The sequence below is a fragment of the Xylophilus rhododendri genome, from assembly GCF_009906855.1.
GTDB lineage: Bacteria > Pseudomonadota > Gammaproteobacteria > Burkholderiales > Burkholderiaceae_C > Xylophilus > Xylophilus rhododendri.
Map to the genome: position 1 here is coordinate 4,662,831 of NZ_CP047650.1, position 16,704 is coordinate 4,679,534.

Here is a 16,704-nt window from a genome sequence, read left to right on the forward strand (position 1 = left end):
GAGAAATGAACGGCACCTGAGAAACCCCGCAGCGCCTCAGCGCAGCCGGTCCAGCCGCAGCCGCTGCCGCGCATCGGTGAGCGAGCGCGCGGCCAGCGCCACCACGCCGAAGGCCGCGATGCCGCCCGCGCCGGTCAGCATGAAGAGCAGCAGGATCTGGTACTTCACCGCCTCCATCGGATCGACGCCGGCCAGCAGCTGGCCGGTCATGATGCCGGGCAGGGTGATCAGGCCGGCGGCCGACATCTGGTTGATCACCGGGATCATGCCGCGCCGCACCGCCGCGCGCACATGGGCGGCCAGGGCCTCGCGCATGGTGGCGCCCAGGGCGAGCCGGGCCTCGATGGCGCCGCGCTGCAGGGTCACCGATTCGAGGAAACTGTCCATCGCCAGGCTGCCGGCATTGAGCACGCTGCCCAGGATGATGCCCAGCAGCGAGATGGCGTAGCGCGGGTCGTACCAGGGCTCCGGCCGGATGGCGGTCAGCAGCGCCAGCAGCACCGTGGCCGTGGCCGACAGCCCGACCACCAGCGCGCTGATGCGGTAGTTGCCGCCGCGTTTGAAGCGCTGGGCCGGCCGCACCGCCACCTCGCGCGCCGCCGCCGCGGCCATCACCAGGCCGATGGCGACCGTGGCCGCCGGCGAGGCGGCATGGAACACCGCCTTCAGCAGCAGCCCGACGATGCAGAGCTGCACCACCATGCGCAGCGAGGCCCACAGCACCTGCCGGTGCACGCCCAGGCGCAGGGCCAGCGACAGGGCCACGTTCACCAGCACCAGCAGGGCCGACAGGGCCACGTCGCGCAGGCCGAGATGGATGATCATGGTGCGGACAGCTTTCCGGAAACGAGGGTGAGGACACGGTCGCCCATGCGGGCCGCCTGTTCGGCCGAATGGGTGACCCAGACGACGCCGCAGCCGGCGGCGCAGCGCTCCTTGAGCAGGGCTTCTACGCGGGCGGTGGAGTCGGCGTCCAGCGAGGCGGTGGGCTCGTCCAGCAGCAGCACCCGCGGCGCGGGGGCCAGCGAACGCACCAGGGCCAGGCGCTGGCGCTGGCCGGTGGAGAGCTGGGCCAGGGGCTGGTCGAGCAGTTCGGGCGCCAGGTCGAGGCGGGCCATGTGGGCGCTGGCCTGCGCCACGTCGTCGCCGTGCAGGTGCTCGCGGAAGCTCGGCATCCACCAGGTCGCCTCGGCCGCCTGGTAGAGCACCTGGCGGCGCCAGGCGGGCGCGTCCATGGCCATGCGGTCCACGCCTTCGAGCGTCAAGCCTCCTTCGCCCGGATCCAGATCGGCCAGCAGGCGCAGGAACACACTCTTGCCGGCGCCGGAGCGGCCGACGATGCAGACGGTCTCGCCCGGGTGCAGGCTGAAGTCGATGGGGCCTGCGCGTTCGGAGCGCAGCTGCCGCGCCTGCAGCAGCGGCGCTCGGGAGTCAGGTGGTTCTGTGTGCATCGTGGGGAGCGGAATCGGGATCGGAGCGGCCGGCCATGGCGTGGAACAGCACCGGCATGAAGAACAGTACCAAAGGCAGCTGCACCAGCAGGCCCGAGATGATGGCGATGGCCAGCGGCTGCTGCATCTCCGAGCCGGTGCCGATGGCCAGAGCCAGCGGCAGCAGGGTGAGCATGGCGGCCAGCGTGGTCATGGCGATCGGCCGGGCGCGCAGCCGGCCGGCCTGCACCAGGCTGGCCCGCAGCGTGGCGCCGGCCTGCTGCCGCTCCTGCTGTTCGCTGAAGTAGAAGATGGCCACCTCGGTCACGATGCCGATCACCATGGTCATGCCCATCATGGCCGAGATGTTCAGCTCGGTGCCGGTCAGCCAAAGGCCGATGAACACGGCGCTGACCGAGACCAGCGAGGTGAGCAGGATGGCGATGGCCAGCCGAAAGCTCTCGTACAGGAAGAGCAGCAGCAGGAAGACCAGCAGCGCGGCGGCGGCGAACACGGCGATCAGGCCGCTGAAGGCGCTCTGCTGCTGGGCATAGGTACCGCCCAGCTCGTAGTACACGCCGCCAGCCAGCACACCGGGTGCGTCGATGGCGGCCTTGACGTCGGCGATCACCGAGCCCAGGTCGCGGCCCTCGATGCGGCCGGTGACGGCGATCACCGGCTTCAGGTTCTCGCGGGTGATCTGCGGCTGGCCGAGCTGGCGCGAGAAGCTCGCCACCCGGCCCAGCGGCACCAGGTGGCCGTCGGCGGTGCGCACCGTGAGTGCGGCGAGCTGGGTGTCGGTGGCGCGCTGGCCGGGCGGCGTCCACAGGCGCACGTCGACCATCTTGTTGCCCTGGGCGTAGGAGGTGGCGACCGAGCCGGCCAGGTAGGTCTGCAGCGCGCGGCCGACCACATCCGGGTCCAGCCCCTCGGCGGCGGCCTTGACCCGGTCCACCGTCACGCTCAGCGCATCGCCCGCCGGATTGATGCCGTTGCGCACGCCGACCACGCCGTCGATCCTGCCCAGCAGTCCGGCCACCTTGCGCGCGGCGGCGGGCAGCACCGTGGGGTCGGGCGCGAAGAGCTTGACTTCCACCGGCTGGGGCACGGCGGTCAGGTCGCCGATCAGGTCCTCCATCAGCTGGGCCAGCTCGATGCTCACGCCCGGCACCTGCGATTCGACCTGGGCGCGCACCTCCTGCATCACGTCCTGTACCGGGCGGCGCTGGCCGGATTTCAGGCGGATGAAGAAGTCGCCCTGGTTGGCTTCGCTCAGGCCCCCGCCCAGGCCGGTGGCGGTGCGGCGCGAGAAGGTGTCGACCTCGGGCGTGGCCATGACGATGGCCTCCACCTGGCGCAGCAGCCGGTCGGTCTCGGTCAGCGAGGTGCCGGGCGGGGTGCGGAAGTCGAGGATGAAACCGCCTTCGTCCATCGCCGGCATGAAGCCCGAGCCCACCTGTTTCCAGGCGAAGCCGCCCACGCCCACCAGCAGCGCGGCGCACAGCAGCACCGGCCAGGGGCGGGCCAGGCAGGTCGGCAGCCAGCGGCGGTAGGCGATGCGGAAACGCCGGGTCAGGCCGTCCTGTTTGGCGTGTTGGGGCCGGCGCAGGAGGAACTGCGCCAGCAGCGGCACCGCCAGCCAGCTGATCAAAAAGGAGATCAGCAGGCTCGCCGCCATGGTCAGCGACAGGGCCTTGAAGAAGGCACCGGTCACGCCCGAGAGAAAGGCCAGCGGCGCGAACACCACCAGCGTGGCGGCGCTGGAGCCGGCCAGCGGGCGCAGGAATTCGGCCGCGGCGCGGGCGATGCGCTCGGTGACGCTTTCCGCGCCGCCATCCTGCTCAGGCGCATCGGCCAGGCGCCGCTCGATGTGTTCGATCATCACGATCGCATCGTCGATCACCAGGCCCACCGCCGCCGCCATGCCGCCCAGGGTCATGATGTTGAAGCTCATGCCCAGCAGGCCCAGCAGCACCACCGTGATCGCCAGCACCGTGGGCACCACCAGCACCGCGATCAGTGTCACCCGCAGATTGCGCAGGAAGACCAGCAGCACCACGGCGGCCAGGGCCACGCCGATCAGGATGGCGTCGCGCACACTGCCGGCGGCGGCGGTGACCAGCACGCTCTGGTCGTACCAGTTGGCGATCTTCACGCCGGCCGGCAGCTTCGCAGCTCCGCTGTTCAGGGCCTGCTGCACGTCGGCGGCGATCTGCACGCTGTTGCTGCCGGGCTGCTGGCGGATGGACAGCAGCACCGCGTCCTTGCCGTCGGCCGTCACCCGCAGCCATTCGGGGCGCACCGAGCGCTCCACCCGGGCCACGTCGTCCAGTCGCACGATGCCGTTGGGGCCGCTGGCCAGCACGGTCTGGCGCACGTCCTCCAGTCCAGCGAAGCGGGTGTCCGACAGCACCAGGTAGAGCTTGTAGTGGTCCTCCAGCCGGCCGGCGGCGTTCAGCACATTGGCGCTGGCCAGCGCCTTGGCGACATCGTCCATGGCCAGGCCGTGGCCCTGCAGCCGCTGCGGATCGGCGGTGACACGCACCTCCTCGATGGCCCCGCCCTGCACCTGCGCCGCGGCCACGCCGGGAATGCCCGACAGCAGCGGCGCCAGCTGGAAGCTGGCCAGGTCGCGCAGGGCGGTGGGGCTGACCGTGTCCGAGGTCAGGCTGTAGGCGATGATCGGAAAGATGGTCGGATCCATGCGCCGCGCCGTGATGCGGGTGGCCGGCGGCAGCTGGGCCTGGATCTGCGCCACGGCGGCATTCACCTGCAGCGTGGCCGAGACCATGTCGGTGCCCCAGCCGAAGTTGATCGACACATCGGCCGTGCCCCGGCTGGTGGACGAACGCAGGTTCAGCACGCCCGGCACGCCGCGCACCGCGGCCTCGATCGGCCGGGTGACCTGCAGCTCCATCTGGCCGGCCGGCCGGTCGCCCGCATCCACCGAGAGCTGTACGCGCGGAAACTGCACCGTGGGAAAGAGCGAGACCGGCAGTTTCCAGCCGGTGATGCCGCCGGCCACCGCCAGCATGGCCAGCAGGAACAGCAGGGAGCGGCGGTGGCGGTGGAACCAGTTGCTGTCGTGCTTCATGGCCGGGCCTTGCGTACCGCCATGCCGTCGGTGAGTTCGTAGTTGCCCTGGCTCACCACCGGGCGGTCGGCGGCCAGGGGGCCGTCCACCACCACGTCGGCGCCGGTCTCCAGCAGGCTCTGCACCGCCAGGCGCCGGGCCTTGCCCTGCTGCACCTGGAAGACGTAGCCGCCCTTTTCATCGCTCAGCACCGCGCTGCGCGGCAGCTTCCAGCCCTGCTGCTGGCCGACCTGGATGGCGCCGCGCAGGCGCATGCCGGGCACCAGCGCAGCGTCCGCCTGCGGGCTCACTTCGACCGTCACGTTGAGCAGCTGGGTGCGGGCATCGACCATGTCCTGGATGCTGGCGACCCGGCCCTGGGCCGGTGGCGCCGCCGCATCCGGCGAGGCGGCCAGGCTGCCGGAGCCGGCCAGCGACTGCAGCGGCGCCAGCGCCACCGGCTGGCCTTGCCGGATGCGCTGGCGTTGCGCCGGCTCCACGCCCAGGTTGAGCTTGAGCCGGTCGGTGCGGCCGATCTGCAGCACCGGCGCGCCGGCGGCCAGCCGGTCGCCCTGCGCGGCGTTCAGCGCCAGCACCACGCCGTCGAAGGGCGCCCGGCCCTCGCTGGCGGGCATGGCGCCGCCGAGCTTTTCCTGCGCATCGAGATTGGACCGGGCATCGGCCGCCGCCTTCTCCGCCGTCTGCACCTGCGAGGCGGTGGCCAGCTGCAGCGCGAACAGCGAACGCATGCGCTGCAGCTCGCCCTCGGCCAGGGTCAGCGCCGAGCGGGCCTGGCGGTAGCTGGCCTCGGCGGCGGGGTCGGCGCTGAGCTGGGCCACCGCATCGCCCTGGCGCACATGCTGGCCGGCCACCACCCGCAGCGCGGCCAGGATGCCGGGCCGGGCGAAGTTCACCGATTCGACCTTGGCCGGCAACAGGTCGCCATAGCCTTCCACGGTGATCGGCGCCTGCGCCTGCTGCGGCAGCACGGTGGAGACGGCGGCGCTGGGCGGCGTGGCGGGCGCGGCGGCCGGCGCTGCCGACACTTGCTGCCAGCGGTGCCAGCCGTAGCCGGCACCGGCGGCGAGCACGACGATCGCCAGGACGATGCGGGTGTTTCTGTTCATGGCGGGGGCAGGTCGGTCTCGGTGGGGAGCAGGGGGCTGAAACGCGGGCCGCCGGTGAGCGCCAGCAGGCCCACGCGCTGTTCCTGCAGGGCCTGGCGGGCATCGAGCAGCTCGATCTCCTTGGCCAGCGTGGCGGTCTCCAGCGAGGCCAGGGCGGCCGCGTCGATGTAGCGCGCCGCATAGGCGCTGCGCATGCGCTCGCGTGTGGCGCGCAGGGTGGCCAGGGCAGGCTCCAGTTCTGCGATCTGGCGCTGGGTGAGGGCCTGGTCGGCGAGCAGGCGTTCGATGTCGAAGCTGCCGGTGTTCAGCCGCTGCTGGTATTCGGCGCGCAGCTTGTCGCGGGTGGCGTCCTGCACGCGGACCTCGCCGCGGTTGCCGTTGAGCAGCGGCAGCGCCAGGTTGATGCCGAAGCCGCTGGTGTAGGTGTTGCTGGTGTCGCGGGCGCGCTGCACGCCCAGCGTCAGGGCCGGGAACTGGTTGAGCAGGGCGATGCGATAGCGCGCGTCCTGGGCGGCGTAGCCGGCGCGCAGGGCCTGGATGTCGGGCCGGCCCGCGACCAGGCGGGGCAGGGCGGCGCGGATCGCGGTCGGGTCGATGGCGGCAAAGTCCGCGCTGCCCTGCAGCGGCAGCGCGGTGCCGGGCGCCAGGCCCAGCAGGGCGTCGAGGTCCAGCCGGCCCTGGCTGGACAGGCGCCGCAGGTCGGCCAGCTGCCGGGTCAGGTCCTGCAGCGCGGCCAGGTCGGGCGTGAGCACGTCCAGCGTCAGCAGGCCCTGATCCAGCGCCTGGCGGGCGCGGCCGTAGCGCGCCTCCAGGGTGGCGCGCTGGGTTTCGAGCAGGGCCCGCTTGGCCTCGGCCGCCTGCAGCCGCACGTAGAGCAGCCGGGCCTGGGCGATGGTCTGCCACTCCTGCCAGAGCAGGGCCAGCCGGGCCTGCTGCAGGTCCTGCCGGCCGGCTTCCAGCGTGGCCGGCCGGGTGAGCAGGGCGTTGACCGAATAGCCGATGCCCAGCAGGAAGGCGCTGGAGATGCCGGGGCCGGTCGCATCGGGAAAGTCGCGGCTGAAGTTGAACGCGGGATCGGGCAGCAGGCCGGCCGCGAACGACTGGGCCTGGGTCAGCCGCCGGGCATTGCGGGCCAGGCGCAGGTCGGGGTTCTGCGCGAGCGCCAGCACGGCGACCTCCTGCACGTCGAGCCCGTCGGAGGCGTTGAATACGAAGCTGTCCGTGGCAGGCACGGCGGGCAGGGCGGCGGGAAAGGCCGGCGCCTCGGCCAGCGGCTTGGCCGAATAACTGCTGCACCCGGCCAGCACCGCCGCCAGGGCCAGGGCCGCGACATGGCGCAGGCGACGGGGCGAGGGCTGGGAATCGGATCGGCAGGGCATCGGCCGGGAGCATCGCCCGGCATGCCTTAGCTGCGACTTAAGGCGTCTCTAGCGCCGCCGCGTGCTGAGCCTGACCAGGTGGAACAGCAGCAATCCCCCGCAGGCCAGCAGCAGCGCCGTCAGCGCATTCAGGGCCAGCATGGTCCGCTCGTGCTGCTCCTCCACCTGCGCCTTCGACTTGGCGCCTTCGCGCACATTCAGGTCGGAGAGCCTCGACAGCGTCTCGATCATCTCGTCGAAGGCGAACTGCGAGTGGGTCAGGAAACGCACGGCGGTCGGCTGGCGGGTGGCGGCGAACTGGGTGACCTGGTCCTGCGAGCGGAAGTAGTCCTGCTTCTGGTGCAGATAGCTCTGGTAGAGCAGGTGCTCGTCGGGCTCGCTGACCAGGGGTTCGTAGGTGGACTCGGCGCGGGACATGGCCTGGCGCGCCTTCATCAGCGGCGCGTCGCAGGAGATGCCGTCGCAGCCGCGCTCGGCCAGCACCACCCGGGCCTCCACCCGCCGCAGTTCGTAGGCCGCATCGCGGATCTGGCCGATCGCCCGCACGCTGGGAAACCAGTTGGTGGCGATCTGGCTCGCGGCGCGGTTGGAGTTGCTGGAGAACACATTGGCCGAGATGCCCAGGCCCAGGCACAGGGCCACGCAGATGAGCGAACTGGTCAGGGCGATGGCGGGACCTTCGGTCAGGCGGCGCAGTGGGTTCATGGCGTAATGGTTTTGGCGTGGGAGCATGCACGGCCCGGACATGTCTTGCCACGTCAAATGACATGCATCCAGATACTACGATCTGGAATGCCGATGTGTGTGCGTCCCGACCGCCGGGAGCCGTCGGCAGGAGCCGTTTGCCCATGTCCGTTGACGAGAAGCCGCCGATCCGCGGTGCCCATGCCCCTGAGCTGTCGGTGGCCGAGTCCGGTGCCGATGCGGTGCTGCACCACCGCGACGACATCTTCTTCGCCGCCATCGAGACCACCCGCATGCCGATGCTGGTGACCGATCCGCGCCAGCCCGACAACCCCATCGTGTTCACCAACCGCGCCTTCATCTCGATGAGCGGTTATGCCGAGGAGGAGATCGTGGGCCGCAACTGCCGCTTCCTGCAGGGGCCGGAGACCGACCGCGCCACCGTGGCGGCGATCCGCGAGGCGGTCAGGAACCGGCGCGAGATCACGGTCGAGATCCTCAACTACCGCAAGGACGGCTCCAGCTTCTGGAATGCGCTCTTCGTCTCCCCGGTCTACAACCAGAAGAAGGAACTGGTCTTCTTCTTCGCCTCGCAGCTCGACGTGAGCCGGCGCCGCGATGCCGAGGAGAGCCTGGCCCAGGCCCAGAAGATGGAGGCCCTGGGCCAGCTGACCGGCGGCATCTCGCACGACTTCAACAACCTGCTGCAGGTGATGTCGGGCCATGTGGACCTGCTCATGGTCAGCGTCAAGCGCGGCGTGGCCACCGGCGAGAAGGTCGAGCGCATCGCCGGCAACATCCGCAGCGCGATCAACAAGGCTTCCACGCTCACCCAGCAGCTGCTGGCCTTCTCGCGCAAGCAGCGGCTGGAGGGGCGGGTGATCAACCTCAACACCGTGGTGCGCAACCTGGGGGCGCTGGTGGAGCGCACCTTCTCCGATGCGGTGACCCTCAACCGCGTGCTCTCGCCCGAGGTCGCCAACTGCCGGCTGGACCCGGTGCAGTTGGAGCTGGCGCTGCTCAACCTGCTGGTCAACGCACGCGACGCCATGCCCGACGGCGGCATGGTCACCATCAAGACCTTCAACCAGGTGGTGGACGAGAGCGACGCCCGGCATTTCCCCGACCTGCCGCCCGGCGACTACGTCGGCATCTCGATCACCGACAGCGGCGTGGGCATCCCGGCCGCCGCGCTGGTGCATGTGATGAACCCCTTCTTCACCACCAAGGAGGAGGGCAAGGGCACGGGGCTGGGCCTGTCGATGGTGTATGGCTTCGCCAAGCAGTCGGGCGGCGCGACGCACATCTATTCGGAAGTGGGCATAGGCACCACGGTGCGCATGTACTTTCCCGCCTCCGAGGAGATGGCCCAGCCCGAAGGCACGGTGCGCCAGCGCGATCCCGACGTGGGCGGCAGCGAGACGGTGCTGGTGGTGGACGACCGGCACGAGGTGGCCGAACTCTCGCGCGACATGCTGGAAGGCCTGGGCTACAACGTGCATGTGGCCAACAGCGGACGCCAGGCGCTGGAGATGGTGGACGGCGGCCTGCTGCCCAAGCCGCCGGAGCTGCTCTTCTCCGACATCATCATGCCGGGCGGCATCAACGGCTTCGTGCTGGCGCAGGAGCTGACACGGCGCCTACCGGGGCTGAAGGTGATCCTGACCACCGGCTATGCCGCCACCGGCGAGACCGGCGAGGCCGGCGCCGATGCGGCCGGGCAGTTCGAGATCCTGAAGAAGCCCTACCGGCTGTCGGAGCTGGCGCGCACCGTGCGCCGGGTGCTGGATGCGGGCCGGCCCCAGCGCTAGACGCTTTCAAGGGCGTTAAGTGCGGCATAAGCCGCGGGGCCGGAGCATGGCGGTTTTGTCCTGCGTCCATGACCGCCCTCAACGCGCTGCTGTTCGAACTGATGCGAGCCAGCCCGCGCCATGCCACGCCGGCCGTCGTCGCGGCGCAGCTGCTGGTGGTGCTGGCCGCGCCGCTGACCCTGGCGGTCGCCGCCGTGGCCTGGCTGCGCGCGGGCCCGCGCACCCGGGCCGAACTGGCGCTGGCCTTGGGCTCGGCCCTGCTGGCCGCGCTGCCGCTGCTGCCGGCCGGCAGCGCGCTCGATGGCGATGTGCTGCTGCTGTGGGCGCTGTCCCTGGGCCTGCTGCCGGGCCGGCGCCTGGCCTGGCTGGCTTTTCCCGGCCTGGCGCTGGGCCTGGCCACCGGCTGGGCCAAGGTCTATCTGGGCCTGGCCCTGCCGCTGGCGGTGGCCGCCGCGCTGCCGGTGGCGGTGCTGGCCAGCTGGCTGGCCTGGCGCCTGTGCCTGCGGCTGGCGCCGGGCCGCTACCATGGGCTGCGCCGGGCCATGGTCCGGCTGTCATGGCGCTCGCGCCGGAGGTGAAATCCATGCGTCTACTGCTCGTCGAGGACGACCCCATGATCGGCAAGGCCCTGCAGCAGGGCCTGCGCAACGAAGGCTTCGCCATCGACTGGGTGCAGGACGGCATCGCCGCCGGCCATGCGCTGGACAACGGCGTGTACGACCTGGCCGTGCTCGACCTGGGCCTGCCCGGGCGCGACGGCATGGAGCTGCTGCGCAGCCTGCGCGCGCGCCGCGACCACCTGCCGGTGCTGATCGCCACCGCCCGCGACGCGGTGCGCCAGCGCATCGACGGGCTGAACGCCGGCGCCGACGACTACCTGGTCAAGCCCTTCGACCTGGACGAACTCATCGCCCGCATCCGCGCCTTGCTGCGCCGCCATGCCGGCAGCGGCAGCAGCCTGCTGGAGGCGGGCGACATCCGGCTCGACCCGCTGCGCAAGACGGTGGACCAGGCCGGCCGCCCGGTGCTGCTGTCGGCACGCGAATTCGCGCTGCTGGAAGTGCTGATGCAGCGGCCGGGCGCGGTGCTCTCGCGCGAGAAGCTCGAAGAGTCGGTCTATGCCTGGAACGAGGAGCTGGGCTCCAACGCGGTGGAGGTGCACCTGCACCACCTGCGCCGCAAGCTGGGCGCGGCGGCCATCGTCAATGTGCGCGGCGTCGGCTACCGCGTCGCCACCTGAGGGCCGGCCATGCGATCGATACGAGGCGAACTGCTGAAGTGGGTGCTGGGCGCCCTCTGCCTGGGCTCCATCGTGCTGGTGCTGGTGGCCTACCTGGTGTCGCTGGCCGAGATGAACGAGGTGCTCGACGAGAACCTGCGCGACGTGGCCTCGTCCCTGGCCGAGTACCGCGAACGTGCGCCCGCCGTGGCGGTGGCGCCGTCCGCCGAAGGCCATCCGATGGACGACGCCCACGACTACGGCGACCTGGTCACCCAGATCTCGCGCCCCGACGGCAGCCTGCTGTTCTCCTCCAACGCCCAGGTGGCGCTGCCGCTGCACCGGGAGGCGGGCGAGCGCACCGAATCCATCGCCGGCACCGAATGGCGCACCTACACCTTGCCCGGCCCGCAGGCCATCGTGCAGGTGGCGCAGCGCACCGTGGCCCGCAAGGAGATGGCCGGCGAGGCGGCACTGCGCCTGGTGGTGCCGCTGGCCCTGCTCACCCTGCTGATCGGCGGCCTGCTGGTGTTCGGCCTGCGGCGCGGACTGGAGCCGCTGGACGATGCCGCCGCGCAGATGTCCGAGCGCACCGCCACCAGCCTGGCGCCGCTGGCCGAACGCGAGCTGCCGCGCGAGATGCGCCCGCTGGTGGCGGCCTTCAACGGCCTGATGGGCCGGCTCGAAGCCTCCTTCACCCTGCAGCGCAATTTCGTGGCCGACGCCGCCCACGAGCTGCGCACGCCGGTGGCGGCACTCGGCCTGCAGCTGCAATTGCTGGAGCGGGCCCGCGACGAGGCCGGCCGCGCCGAGGCGATCCGCGAACTGCGCGGCGGCATGGACCGCACCGCACGCCTGGTCGAGCAGCTGCTGCAGCTCTCGCGCGCGCAGCCGGACGTGGAAGTGTTCGAACCGGTGCCGGTGGCGCTGGACGAGCTGGCCCGCTCGGTGGTGGGCGATTTCAGCCGGCTGGCCGAGCGCGTCGGGGTGGACCTGGGTGTCAGCTCCGCCACGGCGGTGACCGCCCATGCCGACCCCGACCAGCTGCGGGTGCTGCTGAACAACCTGGTGCGCAACGCCGTGCAGTTCGCGCCGGCCGGCAGCCGCGTGGACGTATCGGCCGGCCTGGAAGACGGCCGGCCCTGGCTGGCCGTGGCCGACCAAGGCCCGGGCATACCGGCAGCGGAACGCGGGCGTGTCTTCGACCGTTTCTACCGCTCGGCCGACACGGCGGCCAGCGCGGGCGGCAGCGGCCTGGGGCTGGCCATCGTCAAGGCGATCGCCGACCGGCACGGCGCGCGCGTCAGCCTGGGCGATGGCCTGGACGGAGGGGGCCTGCAGGTCAGGGTCGTGCTGGCGCCGCCGCCGGCAGCCTGAAGCGGAAGACCGCGCCCCAGCCCGGCTCGTCCAGCAGCGCGATGCCGCTGCCGTGCAGGGCCAGGATGCGGTGCACGATACGCAGCCCCAGCCCGCCGCCGCGCCGCGCGCCGCCGCCGTTGAAGGGCTGCAGGAAGAGGCTGGGTCGCAGGTCGGGCGGGATGCCGGGGCCGGTGTCGGCGACCGTCACGCTCACGCCCGCCGCATCCGGCTGGGCAGCGAGGCTGATCCGCACCTTTCCACCGGCCGGCACATGGCGCAGCGCGTTGTCCAGCAGATTGCTCAGCACCCGCTCGACCAGGCCCAGGTCGGCATCGACGGCGGGCAGGGCGGGGGCGATGTCGGCCTCCAGCGCCACGCCCAGCGAGGCGGCGGCCAGCTCGAATTTCTCGAACACGTCCTGCAGCAGGTCGGGCAGCAGGAAGGGTTCGCGCTCGGGCTCGACGAAGCCGTATTCCAGCCGCGCCAGCTCGAACAGCGACTGCGCCAGCCGGCCCACGTTGCGGCTCTGCTCCAGGGCGATGCCGAGGTAGCGGCGGCGCTCGGCGGCGTCCAGCGAGGCGTCCTTGTGCGACAGGGTCTCCAGGTAGCCGTGCAGCGAGGACAGCGGCGTGCGCAGGTCGTGCGACACATTGGCGATCAGCTCGCGGCGCTCCAGGTCCTGCTGCTTGAGCGCCAGCCACTGCTCGCCCATGCGGGCGGCCATCAGGCCGAAGGCGGCGTCGAGGCGGGCGATCTCGTCGCGGCTGTCCGAAGGGGCGGGCGGCGCGGCGGGCAGGGCGGCGGGGGCGCCGTCCATGTCGAAATCCTGCACCTTGCGGGTCAGCCGCCGCAGCGGCCGGGTGATCAGCGAGAAGGCCGCCAGCCCCGCCGCCAGGCAGGCGAGGGCCACCAGCGCGATCGACAGCAGGGCGGTGCGCAGCACGGCGCCGGTGTTGCCCATGGCGGCCTCGCGGTCGTGTGCCTCGCCCAGCAGCACCACGTAGAGAAAACCGTCGGGCGCACCCGGCATGCTCACTGGCGCCGCGCTGAACACCTTGCGGCCCGTGTCGCTGCGCGGGTCGTCACCCAGGATGGGCAGCATGCCGCCGGCCAGCAGCCGGCGCACCGGCGCCAGGTCCACCGACGAGCGCCTGAGTTTGCCGGCCGGCGCGGCATGGCCGGTGATGCGGCCGTGGGCGTCGAGCAGGTAGACCTCCACGCTGGGGTTGACCACCATCAGCTGGTCGAACAGGGCCCGCACCCGGTCCGGCGAGGGGTCGTCGGCCAGCGTCATGCGGGCGCTGAGCGCGATGTTGGCCGCCAGGTCGCGCGACAGCCCCTGCACCACCTCCAGCTCGTGCATGCGGTTGGAGCGCACCTGCAGCCAGGCCGAGGCGCCGCAGCACACCAGCAGCAGCAGGGCGAAGACCAGCGACAGCCGCTGGGTGAGCGTAAGCCGCCTCATGCCGCGCCTTCGGCACTGGCGAAACGGTAGCCCTTGCCCCAGACGGTGAGGATGCGGGCCGGCGCCGCCGGGTTGGCCTCGATCTTGGCGCGCAGCCGGTTGATGTGGGTGTTGACCGTGTGTTCGTAGCCCTCGTGCTGGTAACCCCAGACGGCGTTGAGCAGGTCCAGGCGCGAGAACACCTTGCCCGGCTGGCGGGCGAAGAAGTAGAGCAGGTCGAATTCGCGCGGCGTGAGTTCCAGCGCCGCTCCGTCGAGCCGCGCCTGGCGCGCCACCGGGTCCATGCTCAGGCCGCCGGCGGCGATGCTGCCGGCCTCCTGGCGCGCGTTCTGCGCCAGCGCTTCCACCCGGCGCAGCAGGGCCTTGGCGCGGGCCACCAGCTCCAGCACCGAGAAGGGCTTGGGCAGGTAGTCGTCGGCGCCGATCTCCAGGCCCAGGATGCGGTGCACCTCGCTGGAGCGGGCGCTGACGATGATGATGGGCACGTAGTGCGGCTGGGCGCGGGCGCGGCGGCAGATCTCCAGGCCGTCCACGCCGGGCAGCATCAGGTCGAGGATCAGCAGGCTCCAGCCGCCGGCCTCCAGCTGGCGCAGGCCGTCGTCGCCGCGCGCGCAGTGGGTGACCTCCCAGTGCTCGTCGCGCAGGTGCAGCAGCAGCAGGTCGGCGATGTGGCGGTCGTCCTCGACCAGCAGGATGCGGGGGGCTTGTGTCATGAGGGCTCCGATTCTGCGGCGCGGCCGGGGCCGCAGGCATCACGATTTGTTGAAGATTGCGTGAGGACTTGGCGACCGCTGCGGCCGTAGCCTCGCGGCATCCGCTGACCACAGGAGCCTTCCATGAACACCCGACGCCACTTCTTCCATCTGGTTTCCGCCGGCGGCGCGCTGCTGGGCGGCGGCCTGGCCTGGCGCGCGGCGACGGCAGCCGCGCCCGCCGCCGAGACCTGGCGCGTGAGCTACAGCGACGCCGAATGGCGCAAGCGCCTGACATCCGCCCAGTACGCCGTGCTGCGCCAGGACGGCACCGAACGCCCCTACAGCAGCCCGCTCAACAAGGAGCACCGCGCCGGCACCTTCGCCTGCGCCGGCTGCGCGCAGCCGCTGTTCTCCTCCACCACCAAGTTCGACAGCGGCACCGGCTGGCCCAGCTTCTGGCAGCCGCTGGACAAGGCCGTCTCCAACCAGATGGACACCGGCTTCGGCATGGTGCGCACGGCGGTGCGCTGCAGCCAGTGCGGCGGCCACCTGGGCCATGTGTTCGACGACGGCCCCAAGCCCACCGGCCTGCGCTATTGCATGAACGGCGTGGCCATGAGCTTCGCGCCCGCCGCTTCCTGAGCCATTCGACCGAAAGTCCATCGTGCTGATCATCGTCCTGGCCTATCTCGGCGGCGTGCTGACCATCCTCAGCCCCTGCATCCTGCCGGTGCTGCCCTTTGTCTTCTCGCGTGCCCAGCAGCCCTTCGTACGCAGCGGCTTGCCGCTGCTGGCCGGCATGGCGCTGACCTTCGCCCTGGTCGCCTCGCTGGCGGCGGTGGGCGGCGGCTGGGTGGTGGCGGCCAACCAGTACGGGCGCTGGGTGGCGCTGGCGCTGGTGGCGCTGTTCGGGCTGACGCTGCTGTTCCCGCAGCTGGCCGAGCGCTTGACCCGGCCGCTGGTGGCTCTGGGTGGCCGGCTGTCAAACTCGGTGCAGCATGAAAGTGGGCCGCGGCCGGCATCGTCCTTCGTGCTGGGCGTGGCCACCGGCCTGCTGTGGGCGCCCTGCGCGGGGCCCATCCTGGGGCTGATCCTGACCGGCGCCGCCTTGCAGGGCGCCAGTGCCGCATCGACCCTGCTGCTGCTGGCCTACGCGGCCGGCGCGGCCACCTCGCTGGCGGCGGCGCTGCTGCTGGGCAACCGCATCTTCGCGGCGATGAAACGTTCGCTGGGCGTGGGCGAATGGGTGCGGCGCGCCCTGGGCGCCGCCATGCTGGCCGGCGTGGCGGCCATCGCCCTGGGGCTGGACACCGGCGTGCTGGCCCAGGTCTCGACGGCATCGACCGGCGGCCTGGAGCAGAAGCTGCTCGACCGCCTGGGCGCGTCTGCCGCCGGCGGCGCCATGCAGGCCTCCAACACCATGATGCGCGGCGCCGATGCCGCCCCCGGCCCGGCCATGATGGCCGCCGCGCCCGGCGCGAACGGCCCGGGCCTGCCCGACGAAGGCGCCGCGCCCGCGCTGGACGGCGCGGTGCAGTGGCTCAACTCGCCGCCGCTCACCTCGGCCGACCTGCGCGGCAAGGTGGTGCTGGTCGATTTCTGGACCTACTCCTGCATCAACTGCCTGCGCACGCTGCCCTATGTGAAGGCCTGGGCGGCCAAGTACCGCGACCAGGGCCTTGTGGTGGTCGGCGTGCATGCGCCCGAATTCGCCTTCGAACGCGACGTGGGCAATGTCACGGAGGCGATGAAGAAACTCGGCATCGATTACCCGGTGGCCATCGACAACCACTACGCCATCTGGCGCGCCTTCCAGAACCAGTACTGGCCGGCGCACTATTTCATCGACGCCAAGGGGCGCATCCGCCACCACCATTTCGGCGAGGGCAACTACGCCGAGTCCGAAAAGGTGATCCAGCAGCTGCTGCGCGAGGCCGGCGCGCCGGAAGTCAGCACGGACATCGCCCGCGTCGATGCCCAGGGCGTGCAGCAGGCCCCCGACATGGCCGGCGTGAAATCCTTCGAGACCTACCTGGGCTGGCAGCGCGCCGAGCATTTCGGCTCCGGCCCGGTCACCCGCGATGCCGCCGCTGTCTACGACGCCCCGGCCGACCCGGCGCTCAACACCTGGGGCCTGCAGGGCCGGTGGCTGGTGGGACAGGAAAAGGCCACACTGGCCAGCGGGCAAGGCCGCATCGTCTACCGTTTCCATGCCCGCGACCTGCACCTGGTGCTGGGCCCGGGCGCCAGCGGCAAGCCGGTGCGCTTCAGGGTGAGCATCGATGGCCGGCCGCCCGGCGCCGCCCACGGCATGGACGTGGCGGCCGACGGCAGCGGCACGGTGACCGAGCAGCGCCTCTACCAGCTGGTGCGCCAGCCGGACGGCGGGCAGGACCGCAGTTTCAGCATCGAATTCCTGGACCCGGACGTGTCGGCCTATGCCTTCACCTTCGGCTGATATC

14 protein-coding genes are annotated in these 16,704 nt (G+C 71.6%); 6 read left to right on the forward strand and 8 right to left on the reverse strand.

Going from position 1 to position 16,704, the window contains the following annotated elements; translation table 11 throughout:
• Positions 1-36 precede the first annotated feature (36 nt).
• Genes GT347_RS21600 through GT347_RS21625 form a run of 6 tightly spaced genes read right to left on the reverse strand, consistent with a single transcriptional unit; the run spans position 37 to position 7,714 of the window.
• A complete protein-coding gene (locus GT347_RS21600) occupies positions 37-825 on the reverse strand; it encodes an ABC transporter permease (RefSeq protein ID WP_160554154.1) in 789 nt (262 codons plus the stop codon).
• The gene (locus GT347_RS21605; RefSeq protein WP_160554155.1) at positions 822-1,451 is read right to left on the reverse strand and encodes an ABC transporter ATP-binding protein; all 630 of its coding nucleotides are present in this window, start codon (positions 1,449-1,451) and stop codon (positions 822-824) included. The genes GT347_RS21600 and GT347_RS21605 overlap by 4 nt, the downstream gene beginning before the upstream one ends.
• The gene (locus GT347_RS21610; protein WP_160554156.1) at positions 1,432-4,524 is read right to left on the reverse strand and encodes an efflux RND transporter permease subunit; all 3,093 of its coding nucleotides are present in this window, start codon (positions 4,522-4,524) and stop codon (positions 1,432-1,434) included. The genes GT347_RS21605 and GT347_RS21610 overlap by 20 nt, the downstream gene beginning before the upstream one ends.
• Entirely contained in the window at positions 4,521-5,630 is a 1,110-nt protein-coding gene (locus GT347_RS21615) for an efflux RND transporter periplasmic adaptor subunit (RefSeq protein ID WP_160554157.1), read from the reverse strand. Before GT347_RS21615 ends, GT347_RS21610 begins: the two co-directional genes overlap by 4 nt.
• Positions 5,627-7,009: a TolC family protein gene (locus tag GT347_RS21620; RefSeq protein ID WP_160554158.1), complete on the reverse strand. Its 1,383-nt coding sequence runs from the start codon at positions 7,007-7,009 to the stop codon at positions 5,627-5,629. The genes GT347_RS21615 and GT347_RS21620 overlap by 4 nt, the downstream gene beginning before the upstream one ends.
• 48 nt (positions 7,010-7,057) lie before the next feature.
• Positions 7,058-7,714 carry an MCP four helix bundle domain-containing protein gene (locus tag GT347_RS21625; protein WP_160554159.1) on the reverse strand — a complete coding sequence of 219 codons (657 nt, stop codon included), beginning with the start codon at positions 7,712-7,714 and terminating at the stop codon, positions 7,058-7,060.
• 143 nt (positions 7,715-7,857) lie between these two features.
• On the opposite strand from GT347_RS21625, the gene GT347_RS21630 reads away from it, so the two are divergent.
• The 4 genes from GT347_RS21630 to GT347_RS21645 all read left to right on the forward strand — a co-directional run bounded on the left by GT347_RS21630 (position 7,858) and on the right by GT347_RS21645 (position 12,100).
• Positions 7,858-9,504 carry a histidine kinase famiy protein gene (locus GT347_RS21630; RefSeq protein WP_160554160.1) on the forward strand — a complete coding sequence of 549 codons (1,647 nt, stop codon included), beginning with the start codon at positions 7,858-7,860 and terminating at the stop codon, positions 9,502-9,504.
• Positions 9,505-9,572: 68 nt separating this feature from the next.
• Positions 9,573-10,082, forward strand: coding sequence for a hypothetical protein (locus GT347_RS21635; protein ID WP_160554161.1), 510 nt, complete (start codon positions 9,573-9,575; stop codon positions 10,080-10,082).
• 5 nt (positions 10,083-10,087) lie between these two features.
• A complete protein-coding gene (locus GT347_RS21640) occupies positions 10,088-10,744 on the forward strand; it encodes a response regulator (protein ID WP_160554162.1) in 657 nt (218 codons plus the stop codon).
• A gap of 9 nt (positions 10,745-10,753) precedes the next feature.
• The gene (locus GT347_RS21645; RefSeq protein WP_160554163.1) at positions 10,754-12,100 is read left to right on the forward strand and encodes a sensor histidine kinase; all 1,347 of its coding nucleotides are present in this window, start codon (positions 10,754-10,756) and stop codon (positions 12,098-12,100) included.
• Here the strand turns inward: GT347_RS21645 and GT347_RS21650 are convergent.
• Positions 12,066-13,547 carry a sensor histidine kinase gene (locus GT347_RS21650; RefSeq protein WP_160554164.1) on the reverse strand — a complete coding sequence of 494 codons (1,482 nt, stop codon included), beginning with the start codon at positions 13,545-13,547 and terminating at the stop codon, positions 12,066-12,068. The two genes, GT347_RS21645 and GT347_RS21650, sit on opposite strands and share 35 nt — an antisense overlap.
• Positions 13,544-14,260, reverse strand: coding sequence for a response regulator transcription factor (locus GT347_RS21655; protein WP_160554165.1), 717 nt, complete (start codon positions 14,258-14,260; stop codon positions 13,544-13,546). Before GT347_RS21655 ends, GT347_RS21650 begins: the two co-directional genes overlap by 4 nt.
• Positions 14,261-14,383: 123 nt before the next feature.
• On the opposite strand from GT347_RS21655, the gene msrB reads away from it, so the two are divergent.
• Together msrB and GT347_RS21665 are read left to right on the forward strand one after the other, a co-directional pair.
• The gene (gene msrB / locus GT347_RS21660) at positions 14,384-14,884 is read left to right on the forward strand and encodes a peptide-methionine (R)-S-oxide reductase MsrB (protein WP_160554166.1); all 501 of its coding nucleotides are present in this window, start codon (positions 14,384-14,386) and stop codon (positions 14,882-14,884) included.
• A 22-nt stretch (positions 14,885-14,906) separates the two neighbouring features.
• Positions 14,907-16,700: a cytochrome c biogenesis protein DipZ gene (locus GT347_RS21665; protein WP_160554167.1), complete on the forward strand. Its 1,794-nt coding sequence runs from the start codon at positions 14,907-14,909 to the stop codon at positions 16,698-16,700.
• The last annotated feature ends 4 nt before the right edge of the window (positions 16,701-16,704 follow it).